Consider the following 17,678-nt stretch of genomic DNA (forward strand, 5'->3'; position numbering starts at 1 on the left):
CGGAGACGCGCCGGGACCCCTCAGTCCCGGCCGTACGTGTGGAACCCGCGGCCGCTCTTGCGGCCCAGCAGCCCCGCCTGCACCATCCGCCGGAGCAGCGGCGGCGGGGCGTACAGGGGTTCCTTGAACTCCTCGTAGAGCGACTCGGCGATGGCCTCGACCGTGTCCAGGCCGATCAGGTCGGCGAGCTTGAGGGGGCCCATGGGGTGGGCGCAGCCCAGCTCCATCCCGGCGTCCACGTCCGCGGCACTGGCGAAGCCGGATTCGGCCATGCGGACGGCCGAGAGCAGGTAGGGGATCAGCAGGGCGTTGACGACGAAGCCGGCCCGGTCCTGGGAGCGGACGGTGGTCTTGCCCAGGGTGTCGCGGGCGAACTCCTCGACGGCCCGGAGGGTGTCGGCCGAGGTGTGCAGCGAGGGGACGACCTCCACCAGCGGCAGGACGGGCACCGGGTTGAAGAAGTGCAGGCCCACCACGCGGTCGGCGCGGCCGGTGGCCGTGCCGAGGCGCATGACGGGGATGGCGGAGGTGTTCGTGGCGAGGACGGCCTCCGGATCCTCGACGATCTTGTCGAGGGCGGTGAAGACGGCCGTCTTGGCGTCCGGGTCCTCGGTGACGGCCTCCATGACGAGCTGCCGGTCGGCGAGGTCCTCGAGGTCCCCGGTGAACACGAGCCGGGCGAGGGCGTCCTCGGCGGAGATCCGGTCGAGTTTGCCCCGCTGCACGGCCCGCTCCAGGGAGACCGCGACGCGGTCCCGGGCGGCGCGGGCGGCGGTGGCGTCCGCCTCCGCGACGACGGTGTCGAGTCCGGCGCGGGCGCACACCTCGGCGATCCCGGCGCCCATCTGGCCGCCGCCGACGACGCCGACGCGCCGGATGCGGGCGGACCCTGCCGGGGCGTTCACGCGTCGTCCCGTGCGGGGGCGCGGCGGACGAGGTGGCGGGTGTAGGCCTCGGGGGTGAAGAAGGCGGGCAGCCGCACGGAGAGCGCGGTGTCCACGAAGACTTCCCGGGCCTCCACGACGAGGGCCTGCGGGTCCTCGTCCGCCAGGGCGGCGCATTCGGCGTCGAGGAGGTCGGTGACCGTGCCCCGGTCGACCCGGTCGTGGCGGAGCCACTGCCAGATCTGGACGCGGGCGATCTCGGCGGTCGCGGCGTCCTCCATCAGCCCGTTCAGGGCGACGGCGCCGCTGCCGCGCAGCCAGGCGTCGAAGTAGCGCAGCGCCACGGCCACGTTGGAGCGGATGCCCTCCGGGGTGGGCGGGGCGGCGGTGCGGCGGACGGACAGCAGGTCGGCGGCGGTGACCTCGATGTCCTCGCCCGCGCGGTCCATCTGGTTCAGCCGGTCCAGCTGGTTCGGCCGCTCCCCCAGGACCCCGTCGAAGACCTGCCGGCAGACGGGGACGAGTGCGGGGTGGGCGACCCAGGAGCCGTCGAAGCCGTCCTCGGCCTCCCGTTCCTTGTCGAGGCGCACCTTCGCGGACGCGGCGGCGTTGGCGTCGGGGTCCTTGCCCGGGACGTGGGCGGCCATCCCGCCGATGGCGTGGGCTCCGCGCCGGTGGCAGGTCCGGACGAGGAGTTCGGTGTAGGCCCGCATGAAGGGGGCCGTCATGGTGACCGCGGCCCGGTCGGGCAGCTGGAAGTCGGTGCGGTGGCCGAAGGTCTTGATCAGGCTGAACAGGTAGTCCCAGCGGCCCGCGTTGAGTCCCGCGCTGTGCTCGCGCAGCTCGTAGAGGATCTCCTCCATCTCGAAGGCGGCGGTGATCGTCTCGATGAGGACGGTGGCGCGGACCGTGCCGCGGGGGATGCCGAGGAGTTCCTGCGCCAGGACGAAGACGTCGTTCCAGAGGCGGGCCTCGTACCGGTTCTCCAGTTTGGGGAGATAGAAGTACGGGCCGTACCCGGCGTCGATCTGCCGCTGGGCGCAGTGGAAGAAGTACAGGCCGAAGTCCACGAGCGAGGCGGACAGGGGCCGGCCGTCGATCTCCAGGTGCTCTTCGAGGAGGTGCCAGCCGCGCGGGCGCACCATGATCGTGGCGAGCGCCGCCCCGAGCCGGTACTCCTTGCCCCCGGGCGCGGTGAAGTCGATGCGGCGCTCGACGGCGTCGAGCAGGGCGATCTGGCCGCCGATGACGTTGTCCCAGGTGGGGGCCGTGGCGTCCTCGAAGTCCGCCATCCAGACCTTCGCCCCGGAGTTCAGCGCGTTGACCGTCATACGGCGCTCCGGGGGGCCGGTGATCTCCACCCTGCGGTCGGTCAGCCCGGGGGCGGGCGGGGCGACCCGCCATGCGGCGTCGGCGCGGACGCCGGCGGTGGCGCGGGAGAAGTCCAGCGGTGAGCCGGAGGCCAGGTGGGCGGAGCGGCGGCGGCGCTCCCTCAGGATCTCCAGGCGGCGGTCCGCGAACGCGGCGTCGAGCCGGCCGACGAACTCCAGGGCCTCGGCGGTCAGGATCTCCTCGTGGCGCTCACCCGGCGCGCCGAGGACCCGGACGCTGCCGGTCAGGGACGTGAGTGACATGCGGTTCTTCTCCTCGGCGTGGGCGGCGGGCGCCCGAGGGGGAAGGCCTCTCGGGCGCCGTCGGGCTACGGACGACAGGGGTTCCCGGGGTTCCTAGTGGAACTGCTCTTCCTCGGTGGAGCCGGAGAGCGCGGTCGTGGAGGAGGCCGGGTTGACGGCGGTGGACACCAGGTCGAAGTACCCGGTGCCGACCTCGCGCTGGTGCTTGACGGCGGTGAACCCCTGGGCCTGCGCGGCGAATTCGCGTTCCTGGAGGTCGACGTACGCGGTCATGCCGTACTCGGCGTAGCCGCGGGCGAGGTCGAACATGCCGTGGTTGAGGGAGTGGAAGCCGGCCAGGGTGATGAACTGGAACCGGTAGCCCATGGCGCCCAGTTCGCGCTGGAACTTGGCGATCTGGTCGTCGTCCAGGGCCGCCTTCCAGTTGAAGGAGGGCGAGCAGTTGTAGGCGAGCATCTGGTCCGGGTACCGGGCGTGGATCGACTCGGCGAACTCGCGGGCCTGGGCCAGGTCCGGGGTGCCGGTCTCGACCCAGATGAGGTCGGCGTACGGGGCGTAGGCCAGGCCGCGGGCGATGACGGGGGCCATGCCGTTGCGCACGCGGTAGAAGCCCTCCGCCGTGCGCTCGCCCGTCACGAACTCGGCGTCGCGCTCGTCGACGTCGCTGGTCAGCAGGTTCGCGGCGAGGGCGTCGGTCCGGGCGATGATCACGGTCGGGGTGTCGGCGATGTCGGCGGCCAGGCGGGCCGCGTTGAGGGTGCGGATGTGCTGGGAGGTGGGGACGAGGACCTTGCCGCCGAGGTGGCCGCACTTCTTCTCGGAGGCGAGCTGGTCCTCGTAGTGGATGCCGGCGGCGCCGGCCGCGATCATCGCCTTGGTCAGTTCGAAGGCGTTGAGCGGGCCGCCGAAGCCGGCCTCGGCGTCCGCGACGATCGGCGCCAGCCAGTCGGTCGTGTCGGAGCCGCCCTCGGCGGTGGCGATCTGGTCGGCGCGCAGCAGGGCGTTGTTGATCCGGCGGACCACCTGGGGAACGGAGTTGACCGGGTACAGGCTCTGGTCGGGGTAGGTGTGGCCGGCCTGGTTGGCGTCGGCGGCGACCTGCCAGCCCGAGAGGTAGATCGCCTGGAGGCCGGCCCGCACCTGCTGGACGGCCTGGCCGCCGGTGAGCGCGCCGAGCGCGTGGACGTAGTCCCGCTCGTGCAGCTGGCGCCACAGCCGCTCGGCGCCGCGCCGGGCCAGGGTGTGCTCCTCGCGGACGCTACCCGAGAGGCGGACCACGTCCTCGGCGCCGTAGGTCCGCTCGATCCCCGCCCAGCGGGGGTCGTCCGCCCACCGCCGCGCCAGCTCCTGTGCGGCCGCCGTCGTCGTCCCTGCCTGCGCCATGTGCTGTCTCCCTGAGTCGGAGGTACCCCGTGGTACGTGTGAACTGTGCGGATCCATGTCACTGAGTGACACGAGTGAGGTGCGGCCCTGCCTGACCGTCCGGCGAGAGGTGGAGCGGTGAGCAATGCTTCCGGTGAAGGTCCGGGGGCCGCACCACGACTCTGGCAGTGGCACCGAGTGCCAACAACCGTGGACGTATGCCAAGTTGTGCGAATCTTCCGGGGCCGGATTGCCAAGGTTGCGAAGGCCTCCGGCCGGTCCGCACCGCATACACTCGCCACTACTCGCGGGTAACAGCCGGGAGCGTGCGGGCACGAGACCCACCGGGAGGCTGTGGTGAGCAAGACCTACGCGGGGACGCGGCTGCGCAGGCTCCGCGAGGAACGGCGGCTCAGCCAGGCCGAACTGGCCCGGATCCTGGCCATCTCCCCCAGCTACCTCAACCAGATGGAGCACGACTCACGGCCCCTGACCGTGCCGGTGCTGCTGCGGCTGACCGAGGCCTTCGGCGTCGACCCCGGCTTCTTCGCGGAACGCGACACCAGCCGGGTCCTCGCCGACCTGCGCGAGGCCCTCGCCGAGGACGTCACCGGATCCCGGATCTCGGCCACCGACCTGGCCGAGCTGGCGAACCGGCTGCCGGCCGTCGCCTCGGTCCTCCTGGAGCTGGGCCGGCGCAACCAGACCCTCACCGAACAGCTGGCGCTCGCGGCCGACGGCCGGGCGGGACTGCCCGAACCCGCCCGGGTACGGCCCCCGCACGAGGAGATCCGGGAGTTCTTCTACCGCCGCCAGAACTACCTCCACACCACCGACCTCGCCGCCGAGGCCCTGGCCCGCGAGATCGGCATCCGGCCCGGCGAGGTACTGCCCGCACTGTCCGCGCGGCTGGCCGAGCGGCACGGCGTACGCCTGGCGGCGCAGGGCAGGGCCGGGTCCGGCGCGGACCGCCTGCACCACTACGACCCCGCCTCGCGCACCCTCCACCTGTCCACCCGGCTGCGCCCCGGCCAGCAGGCCTTCCGGATGGCGACGCAGCTCGCGCTCCTGGAGTACGGGGACGGGCTCTCCGCCGTCGCCTCCGAGGACTACGCCGAGGGGTCCGCCGCCTGGCCGCTGGCCCGGATCGGCATCGCCAACTACTTCGCGGCCGCGCTGGTCCTGCCGTACGAGCCGTTCCACGCGGCGGCCGAGCAGGTGCGGTACGACATCGAGCGCCTCACCGACCGCTTCGGGCTGGGCTACGAGACGGTCTGCCACCGGCTCAGCACCCTCCAGCGCCCGCGCCGGCGCGGAGTGCCGTTCTCCTTCGTGCGGGTGGACCGGGCCGGCAACATGTCCAAACGGCAGTCCGCCACCGGCTTCCACTTCTCCCGGGCCGGCGGCACCTGCCCGCTGTGGAACGTCTACGAGGCCTTCGCCTCGCCCGGACGCATCCACGTCCAGATCGCCGCCATGCCCGACGGGCAGCGCCACCTGTGGACGGCGCGGACGGTCACCCGCCAGCGCGGCGGCTGGGGCGAGCCCGGCAAGACCTTCGCCATCGGCCTCGGCTGCGAGATCCGGCACGCCTCCCGGCTGGTGTACTCCGACGGGCTCGACCTGGAGAACACGGCGGCCGCCACCCCCATCGGCATGGGCTGCCGCATCTGCGAACGCCTCGACTGCCCCCAGCGGGCCGCGCCCCCGCTCGGACGGACGCTCGCCGTCGACGAGAACACCAGCACGTTCGTGCCGTACCCGGTGACCGGGGAGAACTAAGCCGTCTCTCCCGGCGCGCCGCCCTCCTAAATGCATTTCGGATACAGAGCTGTATGTGAATACAGTTCTGTATCCGGTTTGCGCGTCAAGGAGGCGGTCACCATCACCAAGCGACTCACCCGGCAGCAGAGCCGGCAGATCACACGCGAGCAGCTCCTCCAGTCGGCGGCCGCGCTCTTCGCCGAGCAAGGGGTGAGCGGTACGTCGGTGGAGCACATCGTCGAGGCCGCCGGCTACAGCCGGGGCGCCTTCTACGGCAACTTCGAGGGCAAGCACGAGCTCGTCCTCGCCCTCCTCGAAGAGCGGACCCAGCACGAGCTGGAGGAGATCCAGGCGATGACCCACGAGGCCGCCACCTTCGAGGAGACGCTCGACCACCTCCGCGCCTGGCACCGCCGGCGGGACGAGAACCTCGCCAGCTGGCTCGCGCTGCGCACCGAACTCTGGCTCTACGGCCTGCGCGACCCGGAGCTGCTCCCGCTCCTGGCCGACCGCGAACGCCGCTCGCGGGAGGCGATCGGCCAGGCACTGGAGCAGGGCTTCACCGCGCGCGGCGTGAGCACCCCGGCGCCCGTGGAGATGCTGGCGCTGATCGTGCACGCCCTGGACGACGGACTGTCCATCCAGCGCGTGCTCTCCCCCGCCGGGAGCGGCAGCGACTGCGTCGTGGACGTGGTCGAGCTGCTGATGAAGTCCTGGACCGCGCTCGCCCGCAGCAACGCCGCCGCGGCCGGACCCCCGATCGAGAACCTGGAGAAGAACCCGTGAACAAGGCAGGACAGGCAGAAAGGCCGGCGACCGCCGGCCCACCTGCCACCCCCGACGTGCCCGAGCCCGACCCGAAGCGGTGGCTCGCGCTGACCGTCCTGCTGGTCGCCACCTTCATGGACCTGCTCGACGCCAACATCATCACCGTGGCGATCCCGAGCATCCAACGCGACCTCGGCGCCTCGACCGTCGCCGTCCAGGCGATGACGGCCGGCTACACCCTGAGCTTCGCGGTCCTGCTGATCACCGGCGGCCGGCTCGGTGACATCTTCGGCCGCAAGCGGATGTTCCTCATCGGCGTCAGCGGGTTCGTCCTCGCGTCCGCCCTGTGCGCCGCGGCGCCCAGCACCGAGTTACTCGTCGCCGCCCGGGCCCTCCAGGGACTCACCGCCGCCATCATGGTGCCGCAGGTCCTCGCGCTGATCCACGTCTCCTTCGCTCCGCAGGAGATCGGCCGCGTCGTCACCCTCTACGCGGGCATGGTCGGCCTCGCCATCGTCTCCGGCCCCCTCATCGGCGGCGCGCTCATCAGCTGGAGCCCCTTCGACCTGGGCTGGCGCGGCATCTTCGTGGTGAACCTGCCCGTCGGCATCATGGCCCTGGCCGGCGCCTCGAAGTGGATGCGCGAGTCGAGCTCCCCGTACGCCAAGCGCCTGGACATCGTCGGCATGCTGCTGGTGATCCTCGGACTGCTGATGCTCATGGTGCCGCTGACCCTCGGCCGTGAACTCCACTGGCCGGTGTGGAGCATCGTCTCGCTCGTCGCCGCGCTCCCCGTCCTCGTCCTGTTCGTGGTCTACGAACGCCACAAGACCCGCAAGGACGGCTCGCCGCTGGTGGCCCTGTCCCTGTTCAAGGTCCGCGCGTTCGGCGCCGGCATCGGTGTGCAGCTGCTGTTCAGCGCCATCCCCGCCGGTTTCTTCCTCAGCTGGACCCTCTACCTCCAGGCCGGACTCGGCTGGTCGGCCCTGCACACCGGCCTGACCGCGATCCCGTTCTCGCTGTGCGTGCCGGTCGTCGGCGGTCTCGCCGTGCGCAAGTTCTCCCCGCTCTACGGCCGTTACTGCCTGCTGGCGGGCGCGCTCCTGATGCTCGCGGGCATCCTCTCCTACGCCTGGGCGGCCGGCCACTTCGGCACGGACATCACCTCCTGGCACGCGGTCCCCTCCATGCTCCTGATCGGCTCCGGCATGGGTCTGCTCATGCCCCCGCTGACGGCGCTGGTCCTGCGGGAGGTCAAGCCGCAGGAGGCGGGCGCCGCTTCCGGCATCATCAACGCCACCGGCCAGCTCGGCGCCGCGCTCGGCGTGGCGGTCATCGGCAGCCTCTTCTTCGCGGCGCTCGCCGGCAACGCGGGCCCGCAGGCCGAACGGGTCGCCCCCACCGTCCGCGCGAAGACGTTCGTGTCCACCTACAGCGAGACGCTGTACTGGACGGCCGGCGGCCTCGTACCGGTCACGGCCCTCGTACTGCTCCTGCCGCACCACCGGGTCCGGCGCGAGGAAAGGGCATCGAGGTGACACCTGACGAATTCACCCTCGTCCTGTCCGACCCGGCCCTGCGCCGCGTCTTCGCCGCGGTGGCGCTCGGCTCGGCGACCTCCTCCGAGATCCTCGCGGCGGCCGGGCTCGACACCCCGGTGGCGGCCAAGGCCATCGGGCAGCTGACCCGCAACGGGCTGCTCGTGCCCGAGGGGCGCAGCCGGCTCGTGCTGAGCGAAGGAGTCCTGGGGGCCGTGGCGGAGACCGCCGCGCGCCGCCGGGACGAGGAGGCCGCCGCCGAGCAGCCCGACGCCCGGCTGCGCGGCTTCGTCCGCGACCGGGTGCTGGTGGCGCTGCCCGAGGAGGCCGACCACGAGGCCCGGCGCGGCGTGCTGCGGCACGTCGGGGAGGCCACCTTCACGCCCGGCGAGGAGTACGGGGAACGGGCCGTGACGGAGCGTCTGGAGCCCTGGTGCGAGAGCGGCGTCCTGGACGCCGTGTCGCTGCGCCGGGCCCTGGTCGACGCCGGCGTCCTGCGCCGTGGGTCGGGGCTGTACGGCCTGACCGCCGCCTCGTCCAGCGCCTCGTGCGACGTCGAGCCCAGCACACCGTCCCACTCTCGATCGTGACACATCGGATCCGAACCATGACCGAACGCAACAGCGCCGGCCCGTGACGTGCGCCCTCCGCGTTTCGCCCGCCACGGGCCGGGCAGCCGCCGCGGAGAGAGGTACCCCACGAAAGAGGAGGCAGCCATGGACGAGCAGGGCGGCGCCGGAGGCGTCCCTCCGCACGACGGACACGGATCCCGACGGCCGACGCCGCACCCCGTGCGGCGCGACGAGGAGCGAACGGCCGCGGCCGACACCGACGAGGCGAGCCGACTGGACCGGCCGGCCCCGAACCCCCGGGGCGGGCGCAGGCGTTGGACGGGCCCGCGGGACGAGGCGAACGAGGCGGACGAACGGAATCGAGGCGGGAGCCATGGGTGAGTCAGGTATCTGGGGCTACGGGCAGGGCGTCGGCCACCGGGAGGGGATCGACCTGACCGGCTACAAGGTCGAGGCCACGGACGGCGCCATCGGGAAGATCGACAAGCATTCCGAGGACGTGGGGGCGTCCCACCTCGTCGTCGACACCGGTGTCTGGATCTTCGGCAAGCACGTACTGCTTCCCGCGGGGACGATCCGGCTGATCGACACGGTCGAGGAGAAGGTCTACGTCGACCGCACCAAGGAACAGATCAAGAACGCACCGGAGTTCGACCGGGCCAAGTACGCGGGCGAGTCCGACTACCTCGAGCAGTTCGCCCGCTATTACGGCCAGCCCCACATGTAGGACCGCGCGGGCTACGCTCCCGACATGGAACGCGCGGAGGTTCTCAAGCGAGTGATCGGCATCCTGACCGAGGCACAGGAGATCCGTCGGACCGCCGAGGCGGGAGAGGACGAGCACGACGGCGACGCCGGGGCCGGGGTCGCGACGCAGCTGCTGAACGAGATGCTGCCGTCGATCAGTGTCCCGGCCGACGCGACGCCCCGGGAGGTGGCCGCGCTGGTCGCCGAGGCGCTCGGGCCGGCCCTGCACACGATGGTCTCCGGCTTCAGTCTCGCGTTCACCAGCCTGGCGATGGTCCACGACGACGGCCGGACGGACCTCTCCTCGATGGAAGTCCTCCAGGAACTCGCCCTGGAGATCGAGGCGGGAACCTACGACGAGGACTCGTGAGGCGGCAAGCCCCCGGGAAGGGCCCCCGCAGGAGCAGGGGAAGGCGGGCCCGGCGGATCATCTCGATCCGCCGGGCCCGCCTTCCGGCCTTCCAGGCCCCCCGGGGCCGAGGGGCAGCCGGCTACCAGTAGTGGCGCCGGCCGCCGACCGCGTGCCCCATCGAGCCCAGGATCCACAGCACCGCCCCCACCACGAGCAGGACGATTCCGATGGTCCACAGGATGGAGATTCCGGTCAGGAATCCGATGAGCAGGAGGATGAGTCCGACGACAAGCATGATGCCCCTCGTTCCTCTTCAGGAAATACGGCGGAACCGCGTGGACCGCCTTGGTGTTTCGGTGGGCGTCTACCCGCAGGTTCCGTTCTCATCGGGCCGCAGCCCCCTCGAATTCCCCCGGCCCGCCTTTCACGGCGGTCCGTAGTCGGGGCTGCGCATGGCGCGACGGGTCCCGGGTAGGCGCCCCGTACGAGGTGTTCCGAGGAGGCGTGATGCCCGGTGGCACGAAGGGCGCGAACGGCACGGGCTCCGGACGCGACGAAAGCCCGGAGGAACGCGCGGACCGGCAGTGGCAGGAGCTCATCCAGGAGATCCGCGTCGCCCAGACGGGAGTGCAGATCCTCTTCGGATTCCTGCTCACCGTCGCCTTCACCCCCGCGTTCGCGGGCCTGCCCCCCACGGAGAAGAAGCTCTACGTCGTCACCGTGGTCCTGGGATCGCTGGCCACGGGCGCGCTGATCGGGCCGGTGGCCTTCCACCGCGTCGTCGCAGGCCGCCGGGTCAAACCCGAGGCGGTCGCCTGGGCCGCGCGGCTGACCTTCACGGGGCTGGTCCTGCTGCTGGCCACCTGCACCTCGGCCCTGTTCCTGGTCCTGCGGGTGGCGACGCACGACCCCTTCGTCCCGTGGCTGGTGGGCGGGGTGCTGGCCTGGTACCTGCTGTGCTGGTTCGCGCTGCCCCTGTGGGTGAGGATCCGCCACACCGCCGAGAAGTAACTCCGTACGCGAGCGGGTATATCCCCTTTCGAAGACCACGACGGTCCCGTTGCGCCGGAAGGGGCGCCGGACCTACCCGTCGGAGGATTCACATGTCAGCCACTTCCCGCATGTGCCGGATTCCCGTCGAAACCATGAGACCAGCCGCCGCCACGGACATCGCGCACGACGCCCTGGACATTCCCGAGAATCCGCTCGGGGTCAGCACGGACGATGCGCGGACCCTGTCCGCCGTGCTGTTCCGGCGGCTCGGCTCGCTCAAGGAGGGCACGCCCGAGTATTCGTACGTGCGCAATACGCTCGTCGAACTCAATCTGAGCCTCGTCAAGTACGCGGCCCACCGGTTCCGCCACCGCAGCGATCCCCTGGAGGACATCGTCCAGGTGGGAACGGTCGGTCTGATCAAGGCCATCAACCGGTACGACGTCGAGCGCGGCGTCGAGTTCGCCACCTTCGCGCTGCCCACGATCACGGGCGAGATCCGGCGTTTCTTCCGGGACAGCACCTGGTCGGTCAAGGTGCCGCGACGGCTGCAGGAACTGCGGCTCGACATCGCCAAGGCCCATGACGTGCTGGAGCAGCGGCTTGGCCGCCGACCCACCGAGCACGAGCTCGCGGAGCACCTGGGCATCAGTGACGAGGAGCTGACCGAGGGCCTCGTGGCCGCCAACGGGTACACCGCCGGCTCCCTCGAGATCCCGGCCGACGACGACGCGGAGGGCAAGAGGTCCCTGAAGCAGTCGCTGGGCGTCGAGGAGGAGGCGTACGACCTGATCGAATGCCTGGAGACGCTCAAGCCGCTGCTGGCCGGGCTCTCCGACCGGGACCGGGTGATCCTCTCGCTGCGCTTCGGCGGCGAACTCACGCAGCGGGAGATCGGCGAGCGCCTGGGCATCTCGCAGATGCACGTGTCGCGGCTGCTGAGCCAGATCATGGAGACCCTGCGGACCGGCCTGCTGACGGACGGCGACGACGAGGGCGACGACGAGGGTGACAAGGGCGACGAGGCCACCTGCGGCTGCGGCTCCGAGGAGGGCGGGGGCCCGTCCGCCGGGTGACCCCTCAGGCCGGGTGACCCCTCAGGGTGCCACCCGGCGCGTCGCCACCGGCGCGAACTCGACCCAGACGCACTTCCCGCCCGCCACCGCCTCGGACCCCCAGACCTTCGCGAGGCTCCGTACGATGACCAGCCCGTGGCCCCCGGGCCGCCCGGGAACGGAGCGGAGCGTGAAATCGGGGGCGACGGGGCTGTGGTCGGTCACCTCGATCCGCAGCACCTCCGGGGTGCTGCGCAGCACGAGCGAGCGCGGCCCGCCCCCGTGCAGGCAGGCGTTGCCCACCACCTCCGCCACCAGCAGGAGGACGTCCTCGGTCTCGGCACCGTCGTCGAAGCCTCCGTCACCGGGGCCGGCCGGTGCGGGCCAGCCCCACTCGGTCAGCGTCCGCCGGGTGAAGTCACGGCAGCGGCTGACGGCGTCCGGTATGCCGTCGAGCACCAGGCCCCGACTGCGAGCCGGTGACCGGGGCTCGTTCATCTGGCTCCTCCGTTTCAACCGTCGTGTCCGGGACGCTCCGCGAGTGCCCGCTCCACGTCGGGGTACACCGTGAACACCGTGTCCGCCCCGGTGATCCGGAACATCCGCTCGACCGGCCGGCCCAGGCCGACCAGCTCGATCGAGCTGCCGGATTCCCGGGCGGCGAGACGGCCGCGCAGCAGGATGTTCAGGCCGGTGGAATCGCAGAAGCCCACGTCCGAGAAGTCGACGAGCAGCCGCTCGCCGTCCCCGGCGAGGGCGGCGTCCAGGGCCTCCCGGAGCGGCCCGATCGTATCGTGGTCCAGTTCCCCGGCCAGGGCGAGGACGACGGCGTCCCCCACGTGTCGTACGTCGACCGTGAACCGGTCCGCCGCACCTGTCGGAGCCATCGGGCACCACCTCTTCGCATCCTGCTTCCGTCCGCCGCCTACCCCGGGTGCGGGTCGCTCACTCGCGCTCGTCCTCGTACCGGTCGACGAGGACGACCGCCACGTCGTCCGCCAGGCGGCCCTGGGTGTGCCGGACCAGGGCCTGGCGCAGGCCTTCCAGGAACGCCCGCCGGGTGTGGCCGCGCATGGCGCTCATGGCCGCGGGCAGGTCGAAGAAGGTGCGGTTCCCGTCGCGGGCCTCGATCACCCCGTCGGTGTGCAGCAGCAGCCGGTCCCCCGGGGCGAACGGGTAGCTGTCGGGGGGCCCGGGAGGGCCGCCGATGAACTCCTCCAGGCCGAGCGGCGGCAGGGGGGCCGCGGGTACCAGGGACCGGACCGTGCCGTCGCTCAGCAGCAGGGGCGGCGGATGGCCCCGGTTGATCAGTTCGACCTGGTGACCGTCCGGGATCTGGGCGACGAGGGCGGTGACGAAGCCCTCCAGGAGGTCGTCGTCGCCGAAGCCCGTGCGTCCGCGCGCGACGAGGGCGTCGCGCCGCAGGGCCGCTCCGCAGTGGTTGACCACCTCGGCCAGGTCGTCCTCGTAGTGCACGGACTCCCGGAAGGCGCCGAGCACCACCGCGGCGGCCCGGACGGCGGGCAGTCCCTTGCCGCGGACGTCCCCGACGATCATCCGGACCCCGTACCGGGTCTGGACCGCGTCGTAGAGGTCGCCGCCGATCTGCGCGCCCTCCTCGGCCGCCAGGTACATGCTGGCGGCCCGTAGGGGGCCCAGCCGGGCCGGTACGGGCCGCAGCAGGACCTCCTGGGCCGCGGTGGCGATCCGGCGGATCTGGTTGAGCTCGTTCTCCTGGCGCGTGCGCGCGGTGCGGCTCGTCATGAAGCTGGCCGTCGTGACCAGGGCGAGGGCGACGAGGTTCGTGTAGACCTGCTGGCCGCCCCAGGCGTGGTTGTGGGTGGCGGTGGTGACGCTGACGGCGACGGCCACGCCCGCCGCCGCGAGGGTGCCCCTGGGGCCCATCGTCACCGCGGCCAGCGCGGGCGTGGCGACGAGCAGCGGGCCGGTGTACACGAAGTGGGCCGGTGTGAGTTCGACGATCAGCACGAGCAGGGCTATCGCGAAGGGCACGCACTCCGCGAGGGCGAAAAGGACCTGGTGGTGGCCGCCGGCTCCCGCTCCCGGGGGCGAGCGCACGGGCGCTCTCATGAGTACAGCCTGCATCCCCCGGGCGCACGGCCGCCACTCATCGGTGCGGTGCACCCCCGGCTGGTGCCGGTCCGGCGGCCGGAGCGGGTAGGGATGCGCGGACGGCGGGCCCGCCCCGCGGCCCGCCCCCGGCCGTCTGGAGCCCCGTACGCCCATGAGCACCGACCCCGCGGAGGTTCCCCGGGTCTCCCGTGAGGAATTCGACGCCCTCTTCGCCTCGCTCCGTACGTGGGGCCGCTGGGACCCGGCCGACCGGGGGGCCTGGAACCGGGTGACCCCGGACCACGTGCGCCGGGCGGCCGCCCTGGTCCGCGACGGGACGACGGTGCCGCTCGGGCTGCCCTGGAACACCCGGGCGGGCCCCGACAACGCGCGGCCCGCCCTGCACCACATGACCGACCTCGGTGACGTGGAACCCCCGGAACCGTCCACCCACAAGGACTTCCTCGCCGCCGACTACCACGGCAAGGGCGTCAGCCACCTCGACGCGCTGTCCCACGTCGCCTACCGGGGGCGGCTCTACGACGGCCGTCCGGCGCGCGAGCTGATCGGCGCGGGCGGCGCCCGCTTCGGTTCGGTGGCGGCGCTCGGCCCGCTCGTCACCAAGGGCGTGCTCCTCGACCTGCCCGCCGTCCTCGGGACCGACTGGCTGGAGCCCGGGCGGGCGGTCCGGGCCCGGGACGTCCTCGCCGCCGAGCGGGAGCTCGGGGTGCGGATCGACGACGGGTGTGCGGTGCTGCTGCGCTCCGGCCGGTTCCGGCGGCGCCGCGAGCTGGGCCCGTGGGACTGCGACGCCGCGAGTGCGGGCCTGTACGTGGACGCGCTGCCTCTGCTGGCCGAGCGTGCGGTGAGCCTGCTGGGCGCGGACGGGGACAGCGACGTACGCCCCTCCCCGGTGGAGGGCGTCCACTCCCCCGTCCACGCCCTCGCCGTCGCCGCGATGGGGGTGCCGCTGCTGGACAACCTGGACCTGGAGGCGCTGTCCGCCGCGTGCGCCGGGGCGGGACGCTACGAGTTCATGATCGTCGTGTCGCCCCTCGACGTCCCCGGCGGGACGGGGTCGCCCGTCAATCCGGTCGCTCTGCTGTGAAGCGACAAATCGCCAGGAATATACTCAAGATGCCGATTCAACCGTCATCCCGGTACGCCCGAGGGCGCACCGGCCAGGGGAAGTGATGCAGATGGGGGTCACGGGAGAGCAGATAGGCCCCGCACGCTCCCGTGAGCGGTTCCTGGTCGGCGAGTCGGTCGAGACCGGGGTACGGAGCCCGATCCTGAACTCGTGGCTGCGCTGCCGGCTGCTGGGACTGTCCGCGGACCAGACGGAGCTGCCCTACCGGGACGACTTCGACCCGGACAGCCGCCTCGTGCGGGCCGCCGCTCCCGTCCTGGACCGGCTGCAGTCCCGGTTCTCGGGCAGCCAGATGAACGTCTCCGTGGCCGACGCCGACGGCACGGTGCTGCAACGCCGGTTCGGCGAGCCCTCCCTCGCGCGGAGCCTGCCCCCCATCCAGACCGTGCCCGGCTTCGTCTTCGCCGAGCGGTTCGCCGGGACCAACGGCATCGGCCTCGCCCTGGCCGAACGGGGCCCCATCCAGGTGTACGGCGCCGAGCACTTCGCCCAGCGCGCCCAGGCGAGCGCCTGCTGCGCCGTCCCCATCCGCGACCAGCTCAGCGGGCGCATCGTGGGAGTGCTCTGCTTCGGCTACCCGCACGCCTACGAGCATCCCGCCCTCCCCGTGCTGCTCCGCCGGGCGGCGGAGAGCATCGAGCGGCGGCTGATGGAGCAGAGCTCGGCCCGCGAGCGGGGGCTCCTGCGGACGTACCTCGACGCCGAGCGCGGGTCCCTGCCGGGCGGGGGCGCCCTGGACGGGCAGCCCGCCGGGGCGGGCGCGCCGCAGGAGCGGGTCCCCCTGGCGCTGGACGCGCACGACCAGCGGGTCCTGAAGGAGAAGGCGACCGAGCTGATCGCCGCCTCACAGCGGGCGACCGTCGACGTGGCCCTGCGCCACGGCCGGGAGGCCACCTTGCTGAGCCGCCCGGTCACGAGCCGCTCCGGGGTGGCGGGGATGGTCGTCGAGGCCGTGCTCAGCGGCGGCCCGCCGGGGGGCCACGACCTGCCGGTCCCGCCCCGCCCCGGGCCGTCCGGCAGGCAGGAGCCGCCCACGGCCGCCGGGCCCCGTCCCGGAACGGTCCGCGGCCTGGTGCTGGTGGGCGAGCCGGAGGTCGGGAAGTACGCCGTCGAGGCGCGGCGGCGCCTGGAGCTGCTGGTCGATGCCAGCAGCCGCATCGGCACCACCCTGGACGTGAGCCGCACCGCCATGGAGCTCGCCGAGACGGCGGTACCGGCCCTGGCCGACTACGTCACCGTCGACCTGCCCGAAGCCGTGCTGCGCGGCGACGAACCGGGCGGTCCCGGCGGGGAGCTGTTCCGCGCGGTGGTCCACGGCATCCGCGACGATTGCCCCTTCTACCCGGCCGGACGGCACGTGGAGCTCGGGCCGGCCACTCCCCAGCTGCGTTGTCTGACCAGCGGGCAGCCCGTCCTGGAACCCGAGCTGAGGTCGGCGGCGGGCTGGCTCGCCCAGAGTCCCGAGCGCTCCCGGTCGGTCCTCGCGCACGGCGTGCACTCCCTCATCGCCGTCCCGCTGCTCGCCCGCGGGGTGCTGCTGGGCATCGCCAGCTTCTACCGCGCGACGGACCCCGCCCCCTTCGGGGACGACGACACCCGGCTGGCCCAGGAACTCTCGGCGCGCGCCGCCCTGTGCATCGACAACGCCCGCCGCTACACCCGGGAGCACGCCCTGGCCCTGGCGCTGCAGCGGAGCCTGCTCCCGCGCGGCCTGCCCGAGCAGGGCGCCGTGGAGGTCGCCCACCGCTACCTGCCGGCCGAGTCCGGGGTGGGCGGCGACTGGTTCGACGTCATCCCGCTGTCGGGTGCCCGCGTCGCCCTCCTGGTGGGCGACGTCGTCGGCCACGGGCTGCACGCCGCCGCCACGATGGGCCGGCTGCGGACCGCGGCACGCAACTTCGCCGAACTGGAACTGGCCCCGGACGAGCTGCTCACCCACCTGGACAACCTCCTGGTCCGCCTGGACCGGGAGGAGGGGGACGACCACCCCACGGGCAGCAACGGCATCGTCGGCGCCACCTGCCTGTACGCGATCTACGACCCCACCTCGCGGCTGTGCACCATGGCCCGGGCCGGCCACCTCCCGCCGGCCGTGGTCCACCCCGACGGCACCGCGTCCTTCCCCGACCTGCCCGCCGGGCCCCCGCTGGGCCTGGGCGGCCTGCCCTTCGAGACGGCCGAGATCGAGCTCCCCGAGGACAGCACGCTCGTCCTCTACACCGACGGGCTCGTCGAGGACCGCCACCGCGACATCGACGTCGCCCTCGAACAGCTCCAGCGCACCCTGGCCCACCGGGGCCGGACCCCCGAGGACACCTGTCGGGCGGTCATGGACGCGATGGCGCCCGAGCACCCCGCCGACGACATCGCCCTGCTCGTCGCCCGCACCCACACCCTGCCCGCCGACCGGATCGCGACCTGGGACCTGCCCTCCGACCCCGCGCGGGTCTGCGACATCCGCGCCGCCGCCACCGCGCGGCTGGCCGACTGGGGGCTGGAGGAGCTCGCGTTCGCCGCCGAACTGCTGCTGAGCGAGCTGGTCACCAACGCGATCCGCTACGGCACCGAGCCGATCCAGGTCCGCCTGATCCACGACCGCGCCCTGATCTGCGAGGTCTCCGACGGCAGCAGTACCGCCCCGCACATGCGGCGGGCCGCCAGCACCGACGAGGGCGGGCGCGGCCTGTTCCTCGTCGCGCAGCTGGCCCAGGCGTGGGGCACCCGCTACACCCCCCGCGGCAAGGTCATCTGGGCCGAATGCGCCCTGGACGCGGCGTAACGGCCGT

The 17,678-nt window shown here is 72.7% G+C and carries 17 protein-coding genes; 10 read left to right on the forward strand and 7 right to left on the reverse strand.

Going from position 1 to position 17,678, the window contains the following annotated elements:
* Positions 1-20 precede the first annotated feature (20 nt).
* From OOK31_RS02710 to aceA, 3 genes are all read right to left on the reverse strand, one after another.
* The gene (locus OOK31_RS02710) at positions 21-905 is read right to left on the reverse strand and encodes a 3-hydroxybutyryl-CoA dehydrogenase (RefSeq protein ID WP_267010690.1); all 885 of its coding nucleotides are present in this window, start codon (positions 903-905) and stop codon (positions 21-23) included.
* The gene (gene aceB, locus OOK31_RS02715) at positions 902-2,518 is read right to left on the reverse strand and encodes a malate synthase A (RefSeq protein WP_267010691.1); all 1,617 of its coding nucleotides are present in this window, start codon (positions 2,516-2,518) and stop codon (positions 902-904) included. The genes OOK31_RS02710 and aceB overlap by 4 nt, the downstream gene beginning before the upstream one ends.
* A 93-nt stretch (positions 2,519-2,611) precedes the next feature.
* Positions 2,612-3,901 carry an isocitrate lyase gene (gene aceA / locus OOK31_RS02720; RefSeq protein WP_267010692.1) on the reverse strand — a complete coding sequence of 430 codons (1,290 nt, stop codon included), beginning with the start codon at positions 3,899-3,901 and terminating at the stop codon, positions 2,612-2,614.
* 336 nt (positions 3,902-4,237) lie between these two features.
* Here aceA and OOK31_RS02725 point away from each other — a divergent pair, with 336 nt between their 5' ends.
* The 6 genes from OOK31_RS02725 (at position 4,238) to OOK31_RS02750 (ending at position 9,639) form a co-directional block, all read left to right on the forward strand.
* Positions 4,238-5,662, forward strand: coding sequence for a short-chain fatty acyl-CoA regulator family protein (locus OOK31_RS02725; protein ID WP_267010693.1), 1,425 nt, complete (start codon positions 4,238-4,240; stop codon positions 5,660-5,662).
* Between the two features lie 78 nt (positions 5,663-5,740).
* Positions 5,741-6,430 (forward strand): TetR/AcrR family transcriptional regulator, encoded by a 690-nt coding sequence (locus OOK31_RS02730; protein WP_267010694.1) that lies wholly within the window; start codon positions 5,741-5,743, stop codon positions 6,428-6,430.
* The gene (locus OOK31_RS02735) at positions 6,427-7,950 is read left to right on the forward strand and encodes an MFS transporter (RefSeq protein WP_267010695.1); all 1,524 of its coding nucleotides are present in this window, start codon (positions 6,427-6,429) and stop codon (positions 7,948-7,950) included. Before OOK31_RS02730 ends, OOK31_RS02735 begins: the two co-directional genes overlap by 4 nt.
* On the forward strand, positions 7,947-8,540 hold the full coding sequence (locus OOK31_RS02740) for a DUF2087 domain-containing protein (protein ID WP_267010696.1): 594 nt from the start codon (positions 7,947-7,949) through the stop codon (positions 8,538-8,540). Before OOK31_RS02735 ends, OOK31_RS02740 begins: the two co-directional genes overlap by 4 nt.
* 355 nt (positions 8,541-8,895) lie before the next feature.
* Positions 8,896-9,249 carry a PRC-barrel domain containing protein gene (locus OOK31_RS02745; RefSeq protein ID WP_267010697.1) on the forward strand — a complete coding sequence of 118 codons (354 nt, stop codon included), beginning with the start codon at positions 8,896-8,898 and terminating at the stop codon, positions 9,247-9,249.
* A 24-nt stretch (positions 9,250-9,273) separates the two neighbouring features.
* The gene (locus OOK31_RS02750) at positions 9,274-9,639 is read left to right on the forward strand and encodes a hypothetical protein (RefSeq protein WP_267010698.1); all 366 of its coding nucleotides are present in this window, start codon (positions 9,274-9,276) and stop codon (positions 9,637-9,639) included.
* Between the two features lie 121 nt (positions 9,640-9,760).
* On the opposite strand, the gene OOK31_RS02755 is transcribed toward OOK31_RS02750, so the two are convergent.
* Positions 9,761-9,916 carry a DUF6131 family protein gene (locus OOK31_RS02755; RefSeq protein ID WP_267010699.1) on the reverse strand — a complete coding sequence of 52 codons (156 nt, stop codon included), beginning with the start codon at positions 9,914-9,916 and terminating at the stop codon, positions 9,761-9,763.
* A 212-nt stretch (positions 9,917-10,128) separates the two neighbouring features.
* Between OOK31_RS02755 and OOK31_RS02760 the strand changes: the two genes are divergently transcribed.
* The gene (locus OOK31_RS02760; protein WP_267010700.1) at positions 10,129-10,632 is read left to right on the forward strand and encodes a DUF6328 family protein; all 504 of its coding nucleotides are present in this window, start codon (positions 10,129-10,131) and stop codon (positions 10,630-10,632) included.
* Between the two features lie 134 nt (positions 10,633-10,766).
* Entirely contained in the window at positions 10,767-11,690 is a 924-nt protein-coding gene (locus OOK31_RS02765; protein ID WP_267010701.1) for a SigB/SigF/SigG family RNA polymerase sigma factor, read from the forward strand.
* A gap of 21 nt (positions 11,691-11,711) precedes the next feature.
* Here the strand turns inward: OOK31_RS02765 and OOK31_RS02770 are convergent, their stop codons facing one another.
* The 3 genes from OOK31_RS02770 to OOK31_RS02780 are packed head-to-tail and all read right to left on the reverse strand — an operon-like array spanning position 11,712 to position 13,760.
* Positions 11,712-12,167 (reverse strand): ATP-binding protein, encoded by a 456-nt coding sequence (locus OOK31_RS02770; RefSeq protein ID WP_267010702.1) that lies wholly within the window; start codon positions 12,165-12,167, stop codon positions 11,712-11,714.
* A 14-nt stretch (positions 12,168-12,181) separates the two neighbouring features.
* Positions 12,182-12,556, reverse strand: a complete 375-nt coding sequence (locus OOK31_RS02775) for an STAS domain-containing protein (RefSeq protein ID WP_267010703.1) — start codon at positions 12,554-12,556, stop codon at positions 12,182-12,184.
* Between the two features lie 58 nt (positions 12,557-12,614).
* Entirely contained in the window at positions 12,615-13,760 is a 1,146-nt protein-coding gene (locus OOK31_RS02780) for a PP2C family protein-serine/threonine phosphatase (RefSeq protein WP_267010704.1), read from the reverse strand.
* 154 nt (positions 13,761-13,914) lie between these two features.
* Between OOK31_RS02780 and OOK31_RS02785 the strand changes: the two genes are divergently transcribed.
* Both OOK31_RS02785 and OOK31_RS02790 read left to right on the forward strand, forming a co-directional pair.
* A complete protein-coding gene (locus OOK31_RS02785; RefSeq protein ID WP_267010705.1) occupies positions 13,915-14,850 on the forward strand; it encodes a cyclase family protein in 936 nt (311 codons plus the stop codon).
* A gap of 91 nt (positions 14,851-14,941) precedes the next feature.
* Complete coding sequence (locus OOK31_RS02790; protein ID WP_267010706.1) at positions 14,942-17,671, forward strand: SpoIIE family protein phosphatase; 2,730 nt, start codon at positions 14,942-14,944, stop codon at positions 17,669-17,671.
* The last annotated feature ends 7 nt before the right edge of the window (positions 17,672-17,678 follow it).

This window comes from Streptomyces sp. NBC_00249 (assembly GCF_026342355.1).
GTDB lineage: Bacteria > Actinomycetota > Actinomycetes > Streptomycetales > Streptomycetaceae > Streptomyces.